The sequence below is a fragment of the Rhizobium phaseoli genome (assembly GCF_010668805.1).
Classification (GTDB): Bacteria; Pseudomonadota; Alphaproteobacteria; order Rhizobiales; family Rhizobiaceae; genus Rhizobium; species Rhizobium phaseoli_A.
On sequence record NZ_WUFT01000012.1, the window covers coordinates 124124 to 143368 of the forward strand.

At 62.3% G+C, this 19245-nt stretch carries 15 protein-coding genes; 4 read left to right on the forward strand and 11 right to left on the reverse strand.

The window, feature by feature from the left end:
• Nucleotides 1-38: 38 nt before the first annotated feature.
• On the forward strand, nt 39-500 hold the full coding sequence (locus tag GR197_RS19695; RefSeq protein ID WP_164012528.1) for a hypothetical protein: 462 nt from the start codon (nt 39-41) through the stop codon (nt 498-500).
• Nucleotides 497-787, forward strand: a complete 291-nt coding sequence (locus GR197_RS19700) for a type II toxin-antitoxin system RelE/ParE family toxin (protein ID WP_164012530.1) — start codon at nt 497-499, stop codon at nt 785-787. The genes GR197_RS19695 and GR197_RS19700 overlap by 4 nt, the downstream gene beginning before the upstream one ends.
• A gap of 7 nt (nt 788-794) precedes the next feature.
• Here the strand turns inward: GR197_RS19700 and GR197_RS19705 are convergent, their stop codons facing one another.
• From GR197_RS19705 to GR197_RS19750, 10 genes are all read right to left on the reverse strand, one after another.
• Nucleotides 795-1262 (reverse strand): cyclic nucleotide-binding domain-containing protein, encoded by a 468-nt coding sequence (locus tag GR197_RS19705; protein ID WP_164012532.1) that lies wholly within the window; start codon nt 1260-1262, stop codon nt 795-797.
• A 98-nt stretch (nt 1263-1360) separates the two neighbouring features.
• Complete coding sequence (locus tag GR197_RS19710) at nt 1361-4075, reverse strand: ABC transporter ATP-binding protein (RefSeq protein WP_164012534.1); 2715 nt, start codon at nt 4073-4075, stop codon at nt 1361-1363.
• Nucleotides 4076-4244: 169 nt separating this feature from the next.
• On the reverse strand, nt 4245-5390 hold the full coding sequence (locus GR197_RS19715; protein ID WP_164012536.1) for a glycosyltransferase family protein: 1146 nt from the start codon (nt 5388-5390) through the stop codon (nt 4245-4247).
• The gene (locus tag GR197_RS19720) at nt 5387-6634 is read right to left on the reverse strand and encodes a glycosyltransferase (RefSeq protein WP_164012538.1); all 1248 of its coding nucleotides are present in this window, start codon (nt 6632-6634) and stop codon (nt 5387-5389) included. The genes GR197_RS19715 and GR197_RS19720 overlap by 4 nt, the downstream gene beginning before the upstream one ends.
• Before the next feature lie 8 nt (nt 6635-6642).
• The gene (locus tag GR197_RS19725; RefSeq protein WP_164012540.1) at nt 6643-7851 is read right to left on the reverse strand and encodes a glycosyltransferase family protein; all 1209 of its coding nucleotides are present in this window, start codon (nt 7849-7851) and stop codon (nt 6643-6645) included.
• Between the two features lie 96 nt (nt 7852-7947).
• Nucleotides 7948-9120, reverse strand: a complete 1173-nt coding sequence (locus GR197_RS19730) for an ABC transporter permease (RefSeq protein ID WP_164012541.1) — start codon at nt 9118-9120, stop codon at nt 7948-7950.
• On the reverse strand, nt 9120-10118 hold the full coding sequence (locus tag GR197_RS19735; protein ID WP_007628233.1) for an ABC transporter permease: 999 nt from the start codon (nt 10116-10118) through the stop codon (nt 9120-9122). The genes GR197_RS19730 and GR197_RS19735 overlap by 1 nt, the downstream gene beginning before the upstream one ends.
• A gap of 3 nt (nt 10119-10121) precedes the next feature.
• Nucleotides 10122-12029: an ABC transporter substrate-binding protein gene (locus GR197_RS19740; RefSeq protein WP_164012543.1), complete on the reverse strand. Its 1908-nt coding sequence runs from the start codon at nt 12027-12029 to the stop codon at nt 10122-10124.
• Complete coding sequence (locus GR197_RS19745) at nt 12023-13918, reverse strand: ABC transporter ATP-binding protein (protein WP_164012545.1); 1896 nt, start codon at nt 13916-13918, stop codon at nt 12023-12025. The genes GR197_RS19740 and GR197_RS19745 overlap by 7 nt, the downstream gene beginning before the upstream one ends.
• Nucleotides 13919-14073: 155 nt before the next feature.
• Nucleotides 14074-15417 carry an adenylate/guanylate cyclase domain-containing protein gene (locus GR197_RS19750; protein WP_164012547.1) on the reverse strand — a complete coding sequence of 448 codons (1344 nt, stop codon included), beginning with the start codon at nt 15415-15417 and terminating at the stop codon, nt 14074-14076.
• Nucleotides 15418-16036: 619 nt separating this feature from the next.
• On the opposite strand from GR197_RS19750, the gene GR197_RS19755 reads away from it, so the two are divergent.
• Together GR197_RS19755 and GR197_RS19760 are read left to right on the forward strand one after the other, a co-directional pair.
• Nucleotides 16037-17374, forward strand: coding sequence for a nucleotide sugar dehydrogenase (locus GR197_RS19755; RefSeq protein ID WP_164012549.1), 1338 nt, complete (start codon nt 16037-16039; stop codon nt 17372-17374).
• A gap of 201 nt (nt 17375-17575) precedes the next feature.
• Nucleotides 17576-17950, forward strand: coding sequence for a tudor domain-containing protein (locus tag GR197_RS19760; protein WP_164012550.1), 375 nt, complete (start codon nt 17576-17578; stop codon nt 17948-17950).
• A gap of 74 nt (nt 17951-18024) precedes the next feature.
• Here the strand turns inward: GR197_RS19760 and GR197_RS19765 are convergent, their stop codons facing one another.
• Nucleotides 18025-19200 carry a DUF3095 domain-containing protein gene (locus GR197_RS19765; RefSeq protein WP_164012553.1) on the reverse strand — a complete coding sequence of 392 codons (1176 nt, stop codon included), beginning with the start codon at nt 19198-19200 and terminating at the stop codon, nt 18025-18027.
• Nucleotides 19201-19245: the final 45 nt, after the last annotated feature.

Genomic DNA, 19245 nt, shown 5'->3' on the forward strand with positions numbered 1-19245 from the left:
AATTAAATGCATATCCTTGGCTTGAACGAGGATATGCCATGACCGCGGAAACCATCGATCATTCGACCCTTGCCCGTCTTGTCGATGCAGGAGCGGTCGAGGCCGCGCATGTCGTCGGCAAAACCGGCGGCTGGTCGGTCGTCATTCGTTACGGCAAATCAGAGCGTCCGCTCGCCGCCCAACGCAGCCGGCAGGTGCGTGTATTCAAGCGCATGGATACCCTGGTTTCTTATCTCAAGGATGTCGGCATCTCGCAGTTCGATGTCGATGCGGCCGGTTACGCCCCTCAGACGGCGTTGCGGCCGGATCGGGCCGCGGCTCTGCGTCGGACCCATGAGGCGGCGGAATACGACAAATGGTTCCGCGAACAGGTTGAGGAAGCAATCCGCGAAGCCGATGATCCGAACGCTATCTGGATTAGTGCGCAGGACGCCGAAGGGCGAATGGACAAGCTTCGGGCCGAACTGCTGGCGCAGTTGGAATCTGGAGATAAGGCTTGATCGTCAAGTGGCTGCACCATGCTCTTCTGGATCGGGAAAGTCAGGTTCGGCAGATCTTCGCCCAAAATCCAAAAGCTGCAATCGCGTTGGATGATGTTATCCGACATCAGGCCAAAATGCTCGCCGATCACCCCGAGGCAGGACGCGGCGGCCGTCTCAGTGGAACGCGGGAATTGGTCATCCCGCGCACAGCATTTCTGCTGATCTATCGCATCGACAGAGAAGCCCAGAGGGTGGAAATACTGCGCCTTCTTCATGGCGCCCAGCAATGGCCGCCGCAACGCTGAATGCGTTTTACTGTGCCATCTGCGGCTGCTTTGCCGCCCGGGCCGCGGTCAGTTCTGCCGTCGTGTGGTTGAGGCGGTCGGCGAGAACGCGCATGATTTCGACCGCCATTTCGGGGAAGTCGCTGAGCAGCTTCAGAAAATGCTCCTTGCTGATGCGCAGCACTTCGAGCGCCGAGGTGGCGCGTACCGTTGCCGTGCGCGAGACATCGCAGAGGATGGCGATTTCGCCGACGATGGAATTGAGCTCGACATCGGCGACCTTGATCTCGCCGGCCGGCGAGGAGACGATGATGTCGGCGGTGCCGGAAAGAATGACATAGGCGGCGTCGCCGACATCGCCTTGATGGAAGAGGTTCTGACCGGCCTTGTAGGTCATGCGGTCGGAGGTGAAGGCCAAAAGCTTGAGCTTGGCTGGCGCAATCCTCGAAAAGATCGGCACCCGTCGCAGCATTTCGACTTCGTCTCTCAACAGCATGAGCGTTTCAATCCTCTGACGCCTGGTTCGTGGAACCAGCCGTCTTCAATTCCGGGCGTCCCGCCGGGAACACCTACCATCGCCGCCCCAATAGAATATTACGATAACAGTTCCTTGAACATCCCGTTTTTCTCGGAAAGTTCCGGATAGTTTCCGGCTTCCGCCAGCCCGCCGCGGTCGAAGAGCAGGATCCGGTCGAACACCTCCGCCATCCGGGCATTGGAAAGCACCCAGATGATTGCCGGACGATGGCCCTCCTCGTGCAGATCCTCGACGATGTTGCGGGTGATCTGATCCTGGACGCGTTGGTCGAGCGCCGATAGCGGCCGATTGAAGATGAAATAGTCCGAGCGTTTCAACAGCGCGCGGGCAAGGTTCAGTTTCTGGCGCTGCACCATGGTCAGCCGCTTGCCGCCGGAGCCGACGTCGAATTCGAGGCCGATCGACAGGACATCGTCATAAAGATCGAGCGCGTCGAAGAGTTCGCCCATGATGCCGCGGATGCGATCGGAGGCGTCGGCCTGCTGATAGGCGATGCGGCCGAAGAGCACATTGTCCATCAGGCTTGCCGACGGGGTGAAACGCTCGGCGTCGTAGCGTTCGATCAGCTCGGCGAGATCGGCCGGGATATGTTCGTGGAACTGCTTGCGGGCGCTGACGATCTTGCCCATCAGCTCGTCCGTCAGCAAGCCGAAGCGGTGGCGCGGCTCGATATAGGCAAAACTCAGCCGGATGATCGCCGACCGTTCCTCGGGCGTCGCGTCTTCGAAGCGGCGGCTTTGCAGTTTCTGCAGCAGCGCCTGATAGGTCGGAATGTCATCCGCCGTCATGAAGGTCAGCTGCTGGAAGAACGGATGGTCCGGCGGCAGATCGTGGAAGAGTTCCACCGCATTCTCGGCGATCTCCAGGCCCATGGCATAGAGATCGGTGCTGAGGCCGGTTTCGCGAAACAACTGCTGGAAATAGGGATGCGCGGCCAGCCGGCGATTGGTCATCAGCGGCCGCTTCATCGTGCCGAAGAGCAGGTTCTCGCCAACCGTGGCCTGGCCGTTATAGGCGTCGAAATCGAAAGGCACGACGATCGTGTCGAGCCCTTCGTCGCGCAGCCGGTCCCGGAGTGAGGCACGCAGCGCGACGACGTGGTCGCTGACGGCCACATGCACGTCGGTGTTGACGGTCGAGCGCAGCGCCAGATCGAGAATGTCCTGCGAGATCAACACGGCGTCGAGCACCGGGCGGATCGCTTTCAAAAGGTCTTCCGGCCCGTTGGCGCCGGCTGCCTTATAGTCCACCCAGTCGCTGTTGAGATCGAGCGTCGGATTGCCGGCCTTCACCGCCTCGATGGAATGCCATTTATATTCGAGTGCTTCCTGCTCGTCGTAGACCGGATCGGTCATCGGCGCGTGCTTGAGGCCGTAGAGCAGATTGCTGGCGAGCGTGCCATGGAAGAAAAAGGTGTCGGCCGAGGCATAGGAGATGCGCCGGCCGGTGATCGATTCCGGCATATCGAGCAGGTCCTGCCCGTCGATGGTGATGCGGCCGGAATCCGGCCAGACCATGCGTCCGAGCGCTTCGGCGAAGGCTTCCGCGCCACTGCCGTTCGGGCCGACGATCGCAACCGTCTCGTTCGGCTTGATCTCGACGGAGACGTGGTCGACCAGACGGGCGCCGCTGTCGTCGGAGAGTGAGAGGTTGGTGACGACGAACGCATGCGTCAGCGGGCCCACCGGGGCCGTGGCGAGCTCCTGGATGCGGCTGTCGATCAGCGGTTCGACATTGAACTGCTCATAGACCTGCTGGTACTTCACCTGCACGTCCTGGCGCATCTGGTCCCAGTCGATCAGTTCCTTCAGCGGGCCGGGCAGGTCCTTATAGGCTGATATGACGGCGACGAGCTGGCCAATGTCGAGCCGGCCCTGCAGCGCCAGGTAACCGCCGATCGCGTAGAACAGGAAAGGCGTGACCTGGGCGAGGAAGTTGTTGATGAACTTCACCAGGAACTTCCACTGGTAAAGGTCGTAGCGGATCGAAAAGATCCGGCCGAGCCGCGAAGCGATGTCGGCGCGCTCGAGGTTAGACGTGTCGTTGCCGTGGATCGTGCCGATGCCGTCGACGATTTCGCCGACCCGGCCGGAAAGCTCGCGTGCCGTCAGCTGCCGCTGGCGGCCGAGGTCCAGCAGCCGCTTGCGCATCCGGGGAATGACGATGGCCTGGACGCCGACGATGCCGGCGGCGATCATGCCGAGCCAGAAATTCTGGACGATGATGAAGGCGAGTGCGGTGATCGCCTGGCCGCCGAGAAGGGCGGGCGAGACGAAGGCATCGCCGGTGAAACCGCCCATCGGCTCCACCTCGTCCTTGATCATCGTGGCGATCTCGGCCGATTTTACCCGCTTGAAATGGATAGGCGGAAAACGCAGCACCCGGTCGACCAGCTCGAAGCGGATACGGCGCAGCATGCGCTCGCCGAGCCGGCCCTTATAGGTGTTGATGTAGAACTTGAAGAGGCCGTTCAGCACCACCAGCGTCAGGAACACCAAGCTGAGGGCCATCAGCATCTGGAAACGGTTGAGCTGCAGGCCTTGAAAGAACTCGACATGGCCGATCAGCGGGATGTCGTAGGCAATGTGCATGAAGGTCTGCCGTGCGCCTGGACCTTCGAAACCGTCACCCTGGATCGGTCCGTTGACGATCTGCTTCGGCAGGTCGAAGGACAGGAAGTAGGGCACCATCGAGGCGGCGACGACAGCCAGAATCCACAGCTGCTGCAGCCGCGTGTTCTTCCAGATGTAGCGGGCGAGGCTTTTTTCCATGGCTAACCGTCAGCTTGCTGGGAAATTCCGGGGGCCGGGATGGGGAGGAATGTTGAGAACAGGACCATGCAGCCGGACCGCCGATATCGCAATGAAAACAAGGCGAAGCGACCGGCTGCAGAAACGCCGATTCTCGCCGGAACATTGCTTATATCACAGGAATTTTGGATTAGGCGAGCGATTCGGAAAGCATGGAGCGAATGATGCCGGCGGTTTTCTCGGCGCCGTCGAGATCGAGCAATACCGGCTCGCGGCGCGCCGTGGCGAGCGCCTTTTCGACGGCCTCTTTTACGTGGCCCGGGGTCAGTCCGGTTTCCGGCAGGATATCGGCCAGATCAAGCGCCTGCAGCCGTTCGGCGCGGACCGTCTGCTCGGTCTCGCCGCCGACAACGAAGGGGATGAGGATCGCCCGGCAATCGGTGCGCAGCAGATCGCCGACCGTGTTATAACCTGCCTGCGAGATTGACACCTTGGCGCCGCGCAGCAGCGAGGGAAAATCCTTGCGGAAGCGCACCAGCGTCACATTCGCAGGCGCATTCTCTGCCAACGCGGCGAAATCGGCTTCGGGCAGGTTGGGACCCGATATCAGCAGCCAGCGAAGATTGGCGGGCAACAACGTCGCCGCCTCTTTCGCCGCGCCGATCAGCGCGGCGCCGACCGCGCCGCCGCCCGCCGATGCGATGATATCGAATGTCTCGGCCGGTTCAGGTGCCGGCGGCGCTGCGACGAGGCCGGTATAACGCAGCCTGTCGGCGATCTCCGCTGTCCGCGGGAAGGTGTCCTCAAGCCTGACGAAGCTCGGATCGCCGTGGACGAGCACGGCATCGAAATGCGCCTTGACCAGGGCGGCGGTCTCCGCGTCGCGGCCGGCCTTGCGGTTTTCCTGCAGGATGTCGCGCACCGAACTCAGGAGTTTTGGCCGAGGCTCGGCCGTGTCGATTGCGGCAAGCAATGGCAGCAGTTCGAAGCGCATCTGCCGCCGGCCGAAGGGGAAGGCTTCGATGATGACGACATCGGGCTTGGCGGCATGGAAGGCGTCAAGCAGCAGATCGCGGCGGGCGTTGAGGAAATCCTCGCCTACTGGCCGGCCATCGGCGTCGGCGAGGCCGGAGAAACCGGCATTGCTGGCAACGACTGCCGGCAAGGCCACGGTCTTCACACCCTCGCCCGGAAAACCCGGAACCGGCAGGCCGCCGGTGACGACGGTGACGTCAAAACCGTCCTTGGCGAGCGCACTGGCGATGCGGCTGGCCCGGGCGATATGGCCGATGCCGAGCAGATGCTGGACGTAGAAGAAGATACGCGGTGCCGTCATGACGCCTTCTGCCATTCGGCCTCGAACAGGCCGGTGAGCTGTCTGATGCTGGAGTGATAGTCGAAATCTTCGCGCACCCGCTTTTCGGCGGCGTCGCCGAGGCGCTTGCGCAGGGCCGGGTCGCGGATCGCCGCCTCCAGCGCTTTGGCAAGCAGCGCCGGATTCTCCGGTGGCACGACCAGGCCGTTTTCACCGTCGGCCAGCAGCTCCGGCACGCCGGACACCGCCGTCGAGAGGCAGACGAGCCGCTGGCTCGAAGCCTCCACAAGCACGTTCGGCAGGCCGTCGCGGTCGCCGTTGGCGGCGATCCGGCAGGCAAGCGCGAAGAGGTCGGCCCGGCGGTAATGATCGAGCACGTCTTCCTGCGCCATGGCGCCCTTCCAGACGATGCGGTGGGAGAGGCCGAGTTCGGCCGCCAGCGCCTTAAGCCTCGCAAGCTCCTCGCCGCCGCCGATATGCTCCATGCGCCAGTGGAGGTCGGCGGGCAGAAGGGCCAGCGCGCGCAGCAGCACGTCGTAGCCCTTCTTTTCGACGGCACGGCCGACGCTGACGATGAAGGCGGGATCGGCGGGGTCGCTGCCGGTCCTGTCCGAACGCTCGCCGGCAAAATGGCCGAATCGGGCAAGATCGAGCCCGTGGTAGCTCAAGTGCACCGCATCCTTGCGGGATGTAAGCGCGCGCATGTGCTCATAGCCCGTCCTGGTGCAGGTGACGGCCCAGCGGGCGCTGCCGAGCTTCTCGTGCAGCTCCCAGTCGGGCGATGTCCATATGTCCTTGGCATGCGCTGAACAGGTCCACGGCGTGCCGGTGAGGATGCTGGCATATTCCGTCACCGAAGCCGGCGTATGGATGAAATGGGCATGCAGCCATTCGCCTCCATCCGGCCATTCGCGTCCCAGCACCAGTGCCTGGCCAAGACGGCGGAAGCGGTTGCGGGAGAGGTCGCGCTTGAGGTCGGCGAGGAAGCGTTTGATCAGCGCTTTGAAGCCGGGTTTGGAAAAACCGGCGACCAGGCCTTTCAGCACGCGGATCGGCTCCTCATGCAGATATTCCGGCAGGTAGACGACCCGCGCCTTGATCTCGTCATGGACGGGATGGCGCTTCTTGTCGGTCGGCCGGCGCATCGAAATCAGCGTCAGGTCGAAGCCGGCCTTTTCCAGGCCGAGCAGCTCCTGGGCGATGAAGGTTTCCGAAAGGCGGGGATAGCCTTTCAGCACGACGAGGATTTTGCGGCGTGACGGCAAGGTTTGGCCTATTCCGCGCCGACGAGGGAAAGGTGGCTGCCGCGGCCGTCGATCCATCGGCCAACGGTCTGCGAGATGTGGTCGAGCCCCTCGAGATGCATATTGCTGCCGCTCTTTGACGGCGGCAGCCGCGAGGGCAGGCGCTTCAGAGCCTCGGCCATGATGGTCGGGTCGACGGACTGTTCCGGCAGCAGCATGTCGACGAGGCCGAGTGAGCTTGCGCGCTTCGCGCGCAGCAACTGTTCCTCGCGCGGCTTGACGCGCGGCACGATGAGGGCCGGCTTGTCGAAGGAAAGGATCTCGCAATAGGTGTTATAGCCGCCCATGGCGACGACGCCGGTGGCGCCGTCGATCAGCTCTTCCATGTGGTTGTCGAACTCGATCACCTCGATATACGGGATGGCTTCGCCCTTCTGCACCAGCTTGGCGCGCTCGGCGGCCGGCATATAGGGTCCGAGCACGACGAGCGCCTTCTGCGTCAGCGTCGGATCGGCCTCATAGGCATTCATCACGTCGTGGACGAGATCGGAGCCGTCGCCGCCGCCGCCTGTCGTCACCAGGAGGTAATTATCCTTGCGGGCGTTGACCGAGGTCTTGCCCTTGGAGACGCTGCGCTGCAGGAAACCGACGAAATCCATCTTCCGGCGCAGGCTGGCCGGCACGTCGAGACCAACAAGCGGATCGTAGAAATCAGGCGGGCCATAGACCCAGACGCTGTCGTAATATTGGTCGATCTTCTGCATGATGCCGTTCCTCTTCCACTCGGCGTCGAGCAGATGCGGTGCGTCCATGACTTCGCGCAGGCCGAGCACCAGCACGGTGCCGCGCGCCTTGAGATAGGCCAGCGTATCCTCGACCTCGCCTTTCAATCCCATCGGCTCCTTGTCGACGATGAAAATATCGGGCTGGAAGGTCTCGGCGGTATGGCGGATGCTCGATTCGCGCATCTTCAGCGTCTCGTGCAGATCGATATGGCTGGCGAGCGAGGTATATTCGCCGTTGCGCAGCTTGATGACGCTCGGAATCTTCACGAAGTCGACGCGGGCGCGGTAGTCGAAGGCGCCGGCGATCGTGGCCCCCGAAATGATCAGGATGTTGAGGCCGCGATAATCCTCGACCAACGCATGGGCGATGGCGCGACAGCGCCTGAGATGGCCGAGACCGAAGGTGTCGTGACTGTACATGAGGATGCGTGCATCTTCGAGACGTCTGGACATGGGCATTCCTTCTGGGGTGAACAACATCGTTAGTACCCCCACCGTCCGGAGGCCAAGAGGTGGGGGCGGTGCCGTGAGGCGCCGCCGGGTTTCCTGCTATTTGTAGGGATCTGCCGCATCACGCAAGCCGTCTCCCAGAAAGTTGAACGCCAAAATGACAAGAACAACAGGAATGATCGGATAGAGCAGCCAAGGATAAAAGGCGATGACGCTTACGCTTTTTGCCTCGGTCAGCAGAATACCCCAGCTGGTGATCGGCGGGCGAAGGCCGAGGCCGAGGAAGGAGAGCGCGGTTTCGCCGAGGATCATGCCGGGGATTGAAATCGTCGCCGAGGCAATGAGGTGCGACATGAAGCCTGGCACTAGATGCCTGCCGATAATGCGCGGCGTGCTGGCGCCCATCAGCTGTGCCGCCTGAACGTAATCTTCCTCGCGCAGCGCCAGCAGCTTGGAGCGCACGGCGCGGGCAAGCCCCGTCCAGTCGATGATGCCGAGGATGACGGTGATGCCGAAATAGATGACGATGGGGCTCCAGGTCACCGGCATGATCGCCGCCAGCGCCATCCACAGCGGCAGGCTCGGCAGCGATTGCAGCACTTCGATCAGGCGCTGGACGATGAGATCGAAAATGCCGCCGCGATAGCCGGCAAGGCCGCCGATGACGATGCCGAGCACGAAGCTGATCGAAATGCCGATCAGACCGATGGTCAGCGATATCCGTGCGCCATAGAGAATGCGCGACAGCACGTCACGGCCAAGACGATCGGTGCCGAGCAGGAACATCTGCCCGCCGATTGCCGGGCAGACCAGATGATAGTTCGAGGCGGCAATTCCCCAGAATTTATAGGCATCGCCGCGGCAGAAGAAGCGGATCGGCTGCACGTCGTTCGTCTTGTCGGCATAGACGCGGTGCAGCGTGTCGAGATCGAGCGTCATGCTGCGGCCGTAGACGAAGGGACCGACGAAACTGCCCTTGTCGAAGAAATGAACACTTTGCGGCGGCGCATGGATGAAATCGACGTTGCGCGTGTGCAGGCCGTAGGGCGCCAGGAATTCGACGATCAGGATCATCAGGTAGACGGCGGCGAGAAAGATGCCGGAGATCAAGGCGAGCTTATGCTGCTTGAACTTCCACCACATCAGCTGCTTCTGCGAGGCGAGATGGATGCGCGATTGCGCCGCCGTCATGGTCTCGGTCGCCAAGGGGTCGAAAGGCGCGGTCGAAACGTAATGCGGAAGCGGCGCGCCGGGTGCGGGAAGGGGCGACATTATTTGGTGCTCCTGCCTTGCAGACGGATGCGGGGATCGAGAAAGCCGAGCGCGATATCGGAGATCAAAACGCCGATGACATTGAGAAAGGCCAGAAACATCAGGAAGGAGCCGGCGAGATACATGTCCTGACTCTGCAGCGCCTTGATGAGCATCGGTCCCGTCGTCTCCAGCGACAACACGATCGCGACGATCTCGGCGCCCGAGATGATCGACGGCAGGATCGAGCCGATATCGGCGACGAAGAAGTTGAGCGCCATGCGCAGCGGATATTTAAGCAGCGCCCGCATCGGATGCAGACCTTTGGCGCGGGCTGTCGTCACATATTGCTTCTGCATCTCGTCGAGCAGGTTGGCGCGCAAGCGGCGGATCATGCCGGCGGTGCCGGCCGTGCCGACGATGATGACGGGGATCCAGAGATGGGAGAGGATCGACCGCGCCTTCTCCCAGCTCATCGGCGCCGAAATATATTGCTGGTCCATCAGATGGCCGATCGAGATGCCGAACCAGATATTGGCGAAATACATCAGGATCAGCGCCAGCATGAAGTTCGGAATGGCGATGCCGAGCAGGCCGAAGAAGGTCAGCCCGTAATCGCTCCAGCTATACTGGTGGGTGGCCGAATAGATGCCGATCGGAAAGGCGATCAGCCAGGTAAGCAGGATGGTGGTGAAGGAGACGAGGATCGTCAGCCACAGGCGCTCGCCGACGACGTCGGAGACCGGCAGCTGGTATTCGAAGGAATAGCCGAAATCGCCGTGCAGCATGCCGCCGACCCAGTAGAAATAGCGCACGATCTCCGGCTTGTCGAAGCCGTATTGCTGGCGCATCTCCTCGATTTCCTGGAGGTTGGCGGTCTCGCCGGAGGCGCGCAGCTCAGCGATCTGGCTCTCGAAGAAGTCGCCCGGCGGCAGCTCGATGATGGTGAAAACCAACGCCGAAATGACGAAGAGCGTCGGCACCATGGCGGCGATGCGCCAGAGAATGTATCTGAGCACGCCTCAGGCCTCCTTGTACCAGAATGTATCCGGCATGTAGATGCCGAGATAGGAGGTGGGATCGAAGCCGTAGAGGGCTTTCTCCGGCAGGTTCTGCAGCTTGGCGGCGCAAAGGACCGGCTGCAGCGTGCTGTTGATCAGCCCGATCGAGAACACCTGCTGCGTATAGAGCGACAGCATCTTGTGCCAGATCACCTGGCGCTCCTCGAATTTCGCCGTCGAGCCCCATTGGTCGAGCAGGTCGACCAGTTCGGCCGCCTCAGGCAAGTCCGGTGCGGCGCCCTCCTGGCCGGCGGAGAGGTAATGCATGCCCCAGAGCGGCCATTGCAGCTGATCGTCGAGCGTCGGCGCCAGCCCTGAGGGTGACATGTCGGCCGTCGGCACGCCATTGTCGAGCCCATACCAGATCGACATCATGATCGAACCGCTCATGGCGCGGTTGCGGAAGACGTCGCGCTGCGAGGTGCGGGTATAGAGCGCAAGGCCGATATTGGCCCAGTGATCGTGGACGAGCTCCAGTACGTCGGTATCGAGGTTGCTCTCGCCGGCGGTCTCGACGGTGATCTCGGCGCGCCGCCCGTCCGGCAGCAGCCTTATGCCGTCATCGCCGCGCTGGGTCAGGCCGAGTTCGTCGAGCAGACGATTGGCCTCGTCGGCATCGAACTTCACGTAGGCATCGGCATATTCCTGTTTGAACAGCGGGCTGTCGGGCAGGACGGTATCGGCGCTCGGCGTGCCCAAGCCGTAGAAGGCGACCATGTTGATCTCGTGCCGGTCGATCGCCAGCGACAAGGCGCGGCGCAGGCGCACGTCGCGAAAAAGGCCGCGCCACACCTCGTCGGCGCAGTTGAGGTTCGGCAACAGCGTGATGCGCGAGCCGCGCGCCACCTTCCAGAGATTGACCTTTACCGGGAAGCGTTTCTCGGCCTCCTTCAGAAAGGTGTAGTCGTTGAAATCGATGCCGGTCGCCTGCAGGTCGGCCTCGCCGGCGCCCGCCTTGGCGGCGATGATCGACGAGGAGGAGACGTTGAGAATGAACCGGTCGAGATAGGGAAGCTGCCTGCCGGTCTCGTCGACGCGGTGGAAGAACGGATTGCGATCGAAGACGAATTGTTCGGCCGGCAGCGGCGTCGTGTTGCGCCAGGGATCGAGCGTCGGCAGGTTCGGATTCTCCGGCCGGTAGGAGCGGGCCATTTTGATGTGCAGGTCCTGCCACTTCTTGACGCGGTTGGCCTGCATCATCTGGTCCATCTTCGCCTGGTCAGGCTGGAACTTCTTATGGAACTGCTTGAGATAATGCGCCGGCCCGACGATGACCAGCGGGATGGGACCGGCCAGCGTCGGCAGGAACATCGGGTTGGGTTTATCCCAGGTGTAGCGCACCGTCAGCGGATCGAGCACCTCGAAGCGCGGCAGGCTGCCATGCGGGCGAAGCTCGAGCGCGCCGCCGCCGGGCGTCAGCTTGTCGTTCAGGATGACATCTTCCCACCAGTAGCGGAAATCGTCGGCCGTGAACGGCTGGCCGTCGGACCATTTATGGCCCTCGCGCAGCGTGAAGGTGAAAACGGTGTCGTCCTCCGAGCGGAAATCGGCGAGGATATCCGGCTGGAACTGCAGGTGCTTGTTGTAGCCGACCATGCGGGCATAGCCGTAGATCGTCATGAAGCGGATGTCGCGCTGGCTGCCGATAATGGTGCGCACCGTGCCGCCGTAGCTGCCGGGTGCAAGCCCCATTTCCTTCAGGTTGACGATGCGCGGGCGAACGGGAATGCGCTCGGCCATACCAGGCAGGCTGCCGGATGTGAGCTGGTCCTTGAGGAATTCCGGCTCGCCGGCCTGTTGCGCCCGAAGCACCGCCGGCGCGATCGCCGCGCCGACAAGGCCGCCCAGAAAAATGCGACGCGTTACCATCCGCGCAACTCCTTGGCATCGGCGCCTTTGCGGGCGCGCACCAGATGGCCGTCGCCGAGATCGGCATAGGCAAGCTCGGAGGCGTCGTCATGCGCGGCGGTGAAGGTCGTGCCCCAGTTCTGCTTGTCGGCGGCGCCGTTTTCCCGGAGCGCCTTGAAATCCAGTGGCCGGTCGAGATCGGGGAAGGGGACGGCGGCGAGCAGCGATTTCGTATAGGGGTGCACCGGATCGCGCAGGATGATCTCGCGCGGCGCGATCTCGACGATGCGGCCCTTGCACATCACCGCGATCCGGTCGGCCATGTAATCGACGACGGCGAGATTGTGCGAAATGAACAGATAGGTCAGTCCCAGCTCTTTTTGCAGATCCTTCAACAGATTGAGGATCTGCGCCTGGACGGAGACGTCAAGCGCCGAGACCGGCTCGTCGAGGATGATGAGCTTCGGGCCGAGCGCCAGGGCGCGGGCGATGCCGATGCGCTGGCGCTGGCCGCCGGAAAAACTATGCGGGTAACGGCTGAGATAACGCTTGTCGAGGCCGATCGCCGCCATCAGACCTTCGACCTTGCGCTTGCGCTCGTCACTATCGCCGCGATCGTGAATCTCCAGAGGTTCGCTCAGGATGTTGCGCACCGTCATGCGCGGGGAGAGCGAGGAGACCGGATCCTGGAACACCATCTGGATCTTGGTGCGCATATCCTGCAGCGCTTCGCCGCGCACCGAAAGCACGTCGATCACGTCCTTGCCGTCGTTGAACACCACCGCGCCGCTGTCGGGTGTAATGGCCCGCATCAGGATCTTGCTGAGCGTCGTCTTGCCGCAGCCGGATTCGCCGACCAGGCCGAGGCATTCGCCGCGGCGGATATCGAAGCTGACGTCGTCGACGGCGTGCACGACGGCGGCTTCGTGCTTGCCGAGGAAACTGCGCTTGCGCGTCTTGTAGGTCTTCGAGAGGTTGGCGACTGAAAGCAGTGTGCCCGGCGCCTCCGCCTGCAACGGCTTCTTCTTGCCGACGAGGGTCTCGAGATTGACCGGCACGTCGCGCAACGCCTTCAGCCGCTCGCCGGGTTTCATGTCGAAATGCGGAACTGCGGCCATCAGCGCCTTGAGATAGGGATGCTGCGGATTGCGGAAGATCGCCTCGACCGGCCCGGCTTCCATGATCTCGCCGTGATAGATGACGACCACCTCGTCGGCCATATTGGCGACGATGCCGAGATCGTGGGTGATGAGCAGCATCGCCATGCCGAGCTTGGCCTGAAGATCGCGCAGCAGCTCGAGGATCTGCGCCTGGATCGTCACGTCGAGCGCCGTCGTCGGCTCGTCGGCGATCAACAGCGCGGGCTTGCAGATCAGCGCCATGGCGATCATCGCGCGCTGGCGCATGCCGCCGGACAGTTCGAACGGATACATGTCGTAGGTGCGGTGTGGATTGGAAAAGCCGACGAGGCCGAGCATTTCCTCGGTCTTCTCACGTGCTTCCTGCTTGTCGGCTTCGGTATGGATCAGCAGCGCTTCGCTGATCTGGTTGCCGACGGTGTGCAGCGGCGAGAGCGAGGTCATCGGCTCCTGGAAAATCGTCGCCATGCGCCGGCCGCGCAGGTCGCGCATTTCCTCGCTGTCGCGCGAAAGCGACAGAATATCGGTCGCGGTGCCGTCGAGCGGATCGGTGAAGAGGATGCGGCCGGAGGCGCTGGCCGGGTTGGGCAGAATGCCCATGATCGACTGGCTGATCACCGATTTGCCGGAGCCGGATTCACCGACGAGTGCGGTGACCTTGCCCGGAAGAATGCGAAGATTGGCCTCCTTTACGACGCGCAACCGGTCGCCGAAAACCGAGAAGGAGACGTCGAGATTTTCAATACGCAACAAATCGGCCGCAGACGCCATACCAATGAAATTCCCCAGTCTTCTATGTTCCCGTTAAGGCACACTATCGTACCGCAAACAGGGTGTCTAGCAGATGACAATCAAGGGAAAACTGCCACATCTAGCCGAAGTTCCCCAGGCGAGATGCGCGGATTTATGGCAGGAGTTTCGTGGATTTACTGGATGAACTTCTCCATGGTCGTGCGCTCGACTTGTTTTTTCGCGTCACGGTGCAGGAGAATGACCTGTTCGGCTTCGGAAAGTCCGTTCTGCACCGCCTCGCGGAAGCTCTCGTCGACGTTGATCTCGGGGGCCGGCGCACGCGGCTGCAGCACCGTCACCTTCTGGCGAATGCCGCGCAGCTTCTCTTCGCCGAGCGTCGTCCATTCGCCGCCGCAATAACCGGCGAAGGCCTGGCTGGCGACGACCTCGCGACCGTATTTCTTGGTCAGGATCTGCAGGCGCTGCACCTCGTTGACCGCCGAGCCGAAGGCGGAGAAGGTCAGCCGGTCCTTGAGGCCGACATTGCCGAACATGACGTTGCCGACATGTAGGCCGATGCCGTAGCCGATCTTGGTGAGGCCTTTCTGCTCGCGGTCCCTGTTGAGTTCGGCGACCCGCGCCTGCGCCTGATGGACGGCCGAAAGTGCTGCCTCGCAGGCGATTTTCGACGGGTCCTTGTGGCGCCCGCAGGGGTAGACGGCGAGGAAGCCGTCGCCGAGAAAACTCAGGATCTCGCCGCCATTGCGGTTGAACGGGGCGGCTATCGCGTCGAAGAACTGGTTCAGCGTGTCGATATAGGCCTGGCGGCCTTCCTTTTCGGCATAGACGGTGGATTCGCGCATGTCGCCCATGACAAGGGCGGCGCGGATCGTCTCGCCGTCGCCGCGGCGGATCTGGCCGTTCAGCACACGCTTGCCGGCGTCGCCGCCGAGATAGGTGGTCAGCATGTTGTTGGCGAGCTTGCCGAGCACCGCCATCTTGGCGGCGACCGCCAGATGGTTTTGCATCCGGAGAAGCGCATCGATCATATCGTCGGAAAAGCCGTTATGGTTGTCGGTGGACCAGGAGCCCATCATGCCCTGCACCGAGCCGTCGCTGAAGGGCTGCACGAAGGCCAGGTAATCGGTGATCTTGTCCTTGCGCAGATCCTCGAAGATTGGAAATTCGGCCGGCCCTTCCTGCATCAGCCGGCGGCGGATGTGCTGCAAATTGTTGTCGAGCAGGTAATAATAAGGGCTCTGCAGGAAGCGGTCCGGCTTTTGCCCGGCCGGCATGCGGAAGCCCTCGATGGTGACGCCGCTGGCGCGCCGCCAGGTGAAGCTCAGCGCATCGTAGAGCGGATGCAGCATCGAAAAGGTCAGATGCACGCGGGCGATCGGCAGGCCGGCGGAGGCGAGCCGTTCGCAGAAACCGCGCACGATATTTTCCAGCTCGTCCCCGGCCAGCGAAGAGTTCGTCAGCCATTCAGCGACCCGGTCCAACAGGATGGAGGAGACGCTGGATTCGATCGTGCTCATTCTCGGTATGATCCTCATCAGCCACGCCATCCCCAAGAGCCAAAAATCCCCCGGCCGGCACATTTTCATGCGCAGGTCACAAGGAAATCAGGATGTACGAGCGGTATTATTTGTCAACGATCTGCCGAGAGCCCGGCAGCGGCACCCCTCTGCTCCCCATATCGGGGGACCGGATGGGCAATCCTTTCACGGCGGTTCACTATCAAAAGTCAAAATAGGGATGCTGCAAATGCGAAACAATGGGATCGGGATTTTTTGTGCCCTGAAGTTGCAGCAAAGGATGGCGGCGGGGCATTTTGGCCACACCCGGGTAAGGGTCTTTGAGCATCATTGCGGTCGATTGACGACACCAAAACCCCTCCCCAACCCCTCCCCACAAGGGGGAGGGACTTAACCTGCCGCATCGTCTCACTCAAAAATCATCGCCGAAACACTGATGTCGAAAGAGGGCGCGCCGGCGCCGCGGGTTAGCCCCGCCCCCTTGTGAGGAGGGGTTGGGGCGGGGTCTTCGTCGCCAACCGAATGCTATTTGCCACTCGGGGAGAAAAGGACCCCGGGTTTAATTCACCGCAATCATGCATTAGATCAGCTTCCTCTTCCCCGTTTGAAAGATCCCGCCTTGGCCCCCTCCACCTTCGATACGCTTTTGCAGAAGATCGACACCCGCAACGCCCGTGCCGGCGTCATCGGGCTCGGCTATGTCGGCCTGCCGCTGGCGATGGCGGTGGCGCGTAGCGGCTTTGCGGTCACCGGTTTCGACATCGATCCCGGAAAGATGGTGGCGCTTGGCGCTCGCCGCTCCTATATCGACGCCGTCAGCGACGCGGCGCTTGCTGCCGAGATCGAGGCCGGGCGCTTCGAGGCGACGACCGATTTCGCCGGCCTTGCCGCCTGCGACGTCATCATCATCTGCGTGCCGACGCCGCTGACCAAACACCGCGATCCCGACCTTTCCTTCGTCGAGACGACGTCGCGCTCGATCGCCGCGCATTTGCGCCCCGGCCAGCTCGTCGTGCTGGAATCGACCACCTATCCCGGCACGACCGATGATATCGTCAAGGTCATTCTCGAAGGCACGGGGCTGAAATCCGGTTCGGATTTCTTCGTCGGCTTCTCGCCGGAGCGCGAGGATCCCGGCAACCAGAACTATCATACCGCCACCATCCCGAAGGTCGTCGCCGGCGACGGCACTGAAGCGCTGGCGCTGATGAAGGCCTTTTACGGCGCGGCGGTCTCGACCGTCGTTCCGGTCTCCTCGAACGCGACGGCCGAGGCGGTGAAGCTTACCGAAAACATCTTCCGCTCGGTCAACATCGCCCTCGTCAACGAGCTGAAGACCGTCTATGCGGCGATGGGCATCGACGTCTGGGAAGTGATCGATGCGGCCAAGACCAAGCCTTTCGGCTACATGCCCTTCTATCCCGGCCCCGGCCTCGGCGGCCACTGCATCCCGATCGACCCCTTCTACCTCACCTGGAAATCGCGTGAATACGAGCTTCCGACCCGCTTCATCGAGCTGGCCGGCGAGATCAATTCGGCGATGCCGCGTTATGTCGTCGGCAAGCTTGCCGAAGCGCTCGACATCCGCGCCGGCAAGGCGCTGAGCCGGAGCCGGGTGCTGGTGATCGGGCTCGCCTACAAGAAGAATGTCGCCGATATAAGAGAGAGCCCGTCGCTGCGGCTGATCGAGATCATCGAGGAGCGCGGCGGACGGGCGGATTATCACGATCCCTTCGTCGCCGAGATCCCGCCGACACGTGAATATCAAGCGCTGAAGGGCCGCCGATCGGTGGCGCTGACCCCGGAAGTCGTAAGCGGCTACGATGCGGTGCTGGTCGCCACCGACCATGACAGCGTGGATTATGCGGCGCTGGTAAAAAGTGCTGCGTTGATCATCGACACGCGCAATGTCTTCGGCCGGCTTGGGCTTTCGGCCGACCACGTCATCAAGGCGTAAAAGCAACTCCACTGCACAAGTGGAGTCGATCAAAGGATAGATCATGCAGCAGTTCAAAGTGCTGCAGCGTCCTTGCATGTCTTATATTCATCCGCGCCGGTTTCTTTTGTTAAGGCGGATTTCATCCCTGCAGTTTAAGCATGCTGAGTGCGCCACAACCATTTCGGGGGCGGGTTGGATTAGTTCCGAGGGAGGAATATTTTGAAGAGTTTTGTTGCTGCGGCGATCGCAATCGGTGTTGTCTGCTCCTGCGCTTCCGTCGCCTCTGCGCAGACGAAAGGCGACTGGGTTCTCGGAAACTACAAGGGCGCCGGTTATTGGTTCCCGGGCGTTATCGACAGTACCGCGGGCGGGAAGGTCACCATCCGCTATGATGACGGCGATAAGGAGACCGTTCCAGTGAGCGACGTGCGTCCTTACGACTGGGTCATCGGCAAGAAGGTGGAGTGCAACTATAAGGGCGCCGGCGATTGGTATGCAGGCAAGATCACTTCGCTTGGCGGCGAGAAGATCGGCATTGCCTATGATGACGGCGACAAGGAAACCACCCGCACCGGTCGTTGCCGTTCCAAATAAGTCCTTCCCTGAACCGGGATAAGATCAGCCCGTCGCCGTCAGGGCGGCGGGTTTGCCTTTCTTCGGTGGGCGTCTCAAATGACGCTCGGCGCTGCGGAAAACGATTTGCCGGTCATCCGGCTGGCGGCCACCGCATAACCGCCCGACGCGCCGTCGATGAAATGCATATGGTCGCGCGAAATCGGCGTCGGCACGAAGCAGGTCATCAGCGCCGAGGCCTGCCGATGCAGGCCGTAGCGGGCAATGCCCTTGGCGCGCGCCGCCTCCAGCAGCGTCTCGATCCGTTTCAGATGTTCGGCGTCGACGTCGACCGTCATCTTCAGCCCGTCGTCGAATTTGCGGAAATCGGAATTGCCGGCGACGTCGCGCTTGTAGCGGCGCGCGTCGAAGCGGCCGAGCGGGATGCCGAGCCGATAGCAGACCACCGTAATGGCGAGCTGCAGGAAGATGATGAGCTTCTGGCGCAAGCGCCGGCCGGCCGGGGCTGTGGCCTTGGCCTCTCGATTGATGCCGTGCAGCGAGAAGGCAAGCTCCGGGCCATCGGCCGGCACCGGATGGCTGCCGCGGTTCTGCTCGCTGGTGATGGCGACGATGCCGTTGACGAGGTTGCGGAAATCTTCGCCTGGCCGGCCTTCGCCGGGAACCGCGATGATCGAGACGATCTCGCCGTTCTGCGCGTCGATCGGGCTCCAGCGGCAGGAAAGGCCGGTCAGATCCGGGCGTGTTCCGGCCGCCGCGCGCCCGACGGCGTAATGGCCGAGCTTCATCTGTCGTTCCGCCCAGCTGGTGCCGCCGCCCCAGAACATCGCATAGGTGACGTGGGGGCTTGCCGAATAACGCGCAACGCGCACGTCCAAGCCCTCGGCGCGGGTGTCGGCGACCGGAACGATGGCGACGCGCAGCATCAGGCCGAGATCCTCCTCGACCCAGACCTGCACGGCGGAAAGGGCATCGCGCGCCGCCTGCTCCAGCGAGCCCGGAAGGGCGATCAGCGCGCCGTCGCCGCCGAAGACGAAGGGATAGTCGCCCTTGCCGACGGCATTCAACACAGCCGAAATGACGCTGGCGCCCGCCATGTTGACGTCCTTGTAGCGGCCACCGGCGATTGCCTGCGTCGATCCGACGATATCGGCCAGCGCCAGCACCCATCCATCAGGCAGCGGCCGATAGTTGGCGGCATCGGTCACGCCCTCGAAGGCGCTGAACAGCGGTACGGCGGCAAAGAAATCTTCGTCGGTCACGGTTTTCATGTCATCCAGCTTAGCACAGACCCATGTTGCCACTGCAACGCCATT